Source organism: Streptomyces sp. NPDC051987, from assembly GCF_040680735.1.
In the GTDB taxonomy this organism is placed as follows: Bacteria; Actinomycetota; Actinomycetes; order Streptomycetales; family Streptomycetaceae; genus Streptomyces.
The window spans coordinates 1-4,058 of sequence record NZ_JBFAXI010000188.1; the positions used below are offsets into that span (position 1 = coordinate 1).

General features: G+C 71.2%; 4 protein-coding genes. 2 read left to right on the forward strand and 2 right to left on the reverse strand.

Translation table 11 applies throughout. The features are described 5' to 3' along the window. Positions 1 to 76 precede the first annotated feature (76 nt). Positions 77 to 2,212 carry a glycogen debranching protein GlgX gene (glgX, locus tag AB0M11_RS41100; protein WP_365714066.1) on the reverse strand — a complete coding sequence of 712 codons (2,136 nt, stop codon included), beginning with the start codon at positions 2,210 to 2,212 and terminating at the stop codon, positions 77 to 79. 23 nt (positions 2,213 to 2,235) lie between these two features. Further along, the gene (locus AB0M11_RS41105) at positions 2,236 to 2,739 is read right to left on the reverse strand and encodes a pep a2 (protein WP_365714068.1); all 504 of its coding nucleotides are present in this window, start codon (positions 2,737 to 2,739) and stop codon (positions 2,236 to 2,238) included. A gap of 305 nt (positions 2,740 to 3,044) precedes the next feature. Here AB0M11_RS41105 and AB0M11_RS41110 point away from each other — a divergent pair, with 305 nt between their 5' ends. Further along, on the forward strand, positions 3,045 to 3,347 hold the full coding sequence (locus tag AB0M11_RS41110; protein ID WP_365714070.1) for a DUF5133 domain-containing protein: 303 nt from the start codon (positions 3,045 to 3,047) through the stop codon (positions 3,345 to 3,347). Positions 3,348 to 3,449: 102 nt separating this feature from the next. Then, positions 3,450 to 4,058, forward strand: a 609-nt coding sequence (locus tag AB0M11_RS41115; protein WP_365714072.1) for a maltotransferase domain-containing protein, incomplete at its 3' end; no start/stop codon positions are given.

The following is a 4,058-nucleotide window of genomic DNA, read 5'->3' on the forward strand; positions in this document are numbered from 1 at the left end:
GGCTCACCGCCCCTTCAGGGGCGCGGGGAACTGCGCGGCCCGCCACGACGCACCCGCACCCGACGACGTACCGGCCCTACCTCGACGGCCTCGACGGCCTCGACGGCCGCGACGGCCGCGACAGCACGATCACGCTCCGGGCCTCGGCCCGCAGCCTCGTGCCCGCCTTGTGTTCACGCTCGTCCGGCACCCCCTCCGGATCGGCGGTGTCGATGAGGGTCGTCCAGCGTTCCCCGTAGGAGTCGTCGGGCAGCCGGAAGACGACCGGTTCCCAGTAGCCGTTGAGCAGCAGCAGGAACGAGTCGTCGACCAGGCGCCCGCCGAAGGGGTCGCGTTCGGCGATGGCGTCGCCGTTGAGGAAGACGCCGACCGAGTGCGCGTCGGCGCGCTGCCAGTCCCGGTCGGTCATCTCGCGGGCGTCGGGCCGCAACCACACCAGGTCGGGCAGCGGCTGCCGGGGGTGCACGGCGGTCTCGCCCCGGAAGAAGCGCCGCCGGCGCAGCACCGGGTGGGCGGCGCGCAGCGCGATGACGCGCCGGGTGAAGTCGGCGAGCGCCCGCTGCTCCTCGGTCAGCTCCCAGTCGACCCAGGAGACCTCGTTGTCCTGGCAGTAGGCGTTGTTGTTGCCGCCCTGGGTGCGGCCGAGTTCGTCGCCGTGGCTGAGCATGGGGATGCCCTGGGACAGCAGCAGGGTGGCGAGGAGGTTGCGCTGCTGGCGTGCCCGGAGTTCGAGGACGGCCGGGTCGGTGGTCTCGCCCTCGGCACCGCAGTTCCAGGACCGGTTGTGGCTCTCGCCGTCCTGGTTTCCCTCGCCGTTGGCCTGGTTGTGCTTGTCGTTGTACGACACGAGGTCGCGCAGCGTGAACCCGTCGTGCGCGGTGACGAAGTTGACGCTCGCCCGCGGCCTGCGCCTGCTGTGCTGGTAGAGGTCGGAGGAGCCGGTGAGCCGGGAGGCGAACTCGCCCAGCGAACCCGGTTCGGCCCGCCAGAAGTCCCGTACGGCGTCCCGGTAGCGGCCGTTCCACTCCGACCACAGCGGAGGGAAGTTGCCGACCTGGTAGCCGCCCTCGCCCACGTCCCAGGGTTCGGCGATGAGTTTGACCCGGCTGATGACCGGGTCCTGCTGGATCAGGTCGAAGAACGCCGAGAGCCGGTCCACCTCGTGGAACTGCCGCGCCAGCGTGGCCGCGAGGTCGAAGCGGAAGCCGTCGACGCGCATCTCCGTCACCCAGTACCGCAGCGAGTCCATGATCAGCTGGAGCACGTAGGGGTGCCGCATGAGCAGGCTGTTGCCGGTGCCGGTGGTGTCGTAGTAGTGCGCCCAGTCGCCGTCGACCAGCCGGTAGTAGGAGGCGTTGTCGATGCCCCGGAAGGAGAGGGTGGGGCCCATCTCGTTGCCCTCGGCGGTGTGGTTGTAGACCACGTCGAGGATGACTTCGAGCCCGGCCGCGTGCAGCGCCTTCACCATCGCCTTGAACTCGTTGACCTGCTGGCCCCGGCTGCCGAAGGCGCCGTAGGCGTTGTGCGGGGCGAAGTAGCCGATGGTGTTGTAGCCCCAGTAGTTGGACAGGCCCCGGTCCTTGAGCACCCCGTCCTGCACGAACTGGTGGACCGGCATCAGCTCGACCGCCGTGACCCCGAGCGAGGTCAGGTGGTCGAGGACCGCCGGGTGGGCGAGACCGGCATAGCTGCCCCTGAGCCGTTCGGGCACCTCCGGATGGGTGAGGGTCAGCCCGCGCACATGGGCCTCGTAGATCACCGAGTCGGAGTAGGGCCGCCGGGGCGGCCGGTCGTCGCCCCAGTCGAAGAAGGGGTCGGTGACCACGCCGAGCATGGAATGCCCGGCGCTGTCGGCCGGGCTCGGCCCGCCGGGGGTCCGCTCGTAGAGGGAGGGATGGTTGTCGATCTGGCCGTCGATCGCCCGGGCGTACGGGTCCAGGAGCAGCTTCGCCGGATTGCACCGGTGGCCGAGGTCCGGGTTCCAGGGCCCGGTCACCCGGTAGCCGTAGCGCTGTCCCGGTCCGACGCCGGGCAGGTAGGCGTGCCAGACGAAGCCGTCGACCTCGGTCATCGGGACCCTCGTCTCGGTGGCGGCGTCGTCCACCAGGACCAGGTCGACCCGCTCGGCGACCTCGCTGAACAGGGCGAAGTTGGTGCCCTGGCCGTCGAACGAGGCGCCCAACGGGTAGGGGTGCCCGCTCCACACGGGCACCCCTTTCCGGGACTTCCTCGCCGTCACCGGGCGCCTTCCAGGACACCGTCGGCGGATGCGGCCAACTGGGCGACCGGGAGCTCGCGCGGCACCTTCAGGACCCGGCGCAGCAGCGGCGCCGGCCCGGTGCGCACCAGCGGGACCCGCTCGCCGGACCTGGCCCGTTGCGAGAACCAGATGATCTTGCTGCCGGTCTCCGAGGCGCAACAGCCCCAGCCGTCGCTGGTCGCGGCGAGGTGCGCCAGGCACGGGCGCAGGTCCTGGTCGGGACGGAGGTCACGGTCGTCGTCACCGATGGCGGTGATGAGATGCTGCCCGTTCCACCACATCTCGATGGACGTGTGTTTGTCCGTCGCGTGCTGGTCGATGGCGGTCAGCAGCAGTTCGGCACCGCGGCAGACGGGTTCCACGAGGTTGTCGAGATCCCAGTACCGCAGATGGGCGGCCAGTATGCGGCTGACCTGTCCCACCCGTTCCGGGCTGACCTCCACGTCGAGGTGGTAGTAGCAGGGCACTGCGGTCTTCATTGTCGCTAGCTCCTCACCCGCGAAGCTCGCGCTCCCCCCTCGCCCGTCCGGAAGTGGTTCCGGACGCGCAGCGTGAGCGCTGGTCGCTCCTGAGTCACCTTCACTGTGCGGGCGCTACGCCATTCGTGCAACACGAGAGACCCATGAGGTGGTTGAAGATCCAACAAGACGCTCGGTCATCGTGCGTGCACCATGAGTGAAAGCCTCGATTCGCCGTAACGGCTCCGTGCCCTTCCCTGCCCGGACGCTCCCCCGACCCCGGGGACACGTGCCCATTCGAGAGCGTCGGAAGGAAAGAAACGGCCATGCTGCTACCCGCGAAGGCCGAGGTGGCCCGGCAGCTGCGGCGTTACCGGGCGTGGGAGCGCGTCATGCTCGCCTCGCCGCAGGACCGCGAGGTGCGGACCACCTTCGAGGACTCGGGTTACACGCTGTGCGTGCTGATGGGCAAGCGCTGCGCCCGGGAGGCGGTGGACGCGGCCGAGCACTATCTGCGCACCAGCCTCGTCACCTACGTGCGGGAGCAGCGGGAGCAGAACGGGCGGCCCCGGCTGACCGGGGCGGTCCGCCAGGGTCCGCCGACCGACCGGCGTTCCGCGAGGCAGTGACACCGCAGGAGGACCCCGCGGGAGGCCGACGGTCTTCCGGCACACTACGGACCGCGGAGCCGGGCCCTGGGCCCGGCTCCGCGCACGGCGGAGGTGAGACCCATGAAGGCGACTGAGGCCATCGGCCGCGTTCCGGTGCGTGACGTCCGGCCGGCCGTGGAGTGCGGCAGACGACCGGCGAAGGCGGTACCCGGCGAGACCTTCCAGGTCACCGCCACCGTCTTCCGCGAGGGCCAGGACGCCGTCGGCGCCAATGTGGTGCTGTGCGGTCCCGGGGGCCGGCCCGGCCCCTGGACGCCGATGCGGGAGCTGGCCTCCGGCACCGACCGCTGGGGCGCGGAGGTCACCCCGGACGCGACGGGCCGCTGGACGTACCACGTGGAGGCCTGGAGCGCCCCGCTCGTGACCTGGCGGCAGCACGCCCGGGTGAAGATCCCGGCGGGCCTCGACACCGGCCTGGTCCTGGAGGAGGGTGCCGAGCTGTACGGGCGCGCGGCCGCCGGGGTCCCCGAAGGCCCGGACCGCGAGCGGGTGCTGGCCGCGGCACGGGCCCTGGGGGACGACTCCCTCCCCCTGCACACCCGGCTGGCCAACGCCCTGGCTCCCGAGGTGGACGAGATCCTGGCCCGTCATCCGCTGCGGGAGCTGGTCACCGCATCCGAGCCGCTGCCGCTGCTCGTCGAGCGCGAACGGGCCCTGTACGGCTCCTGG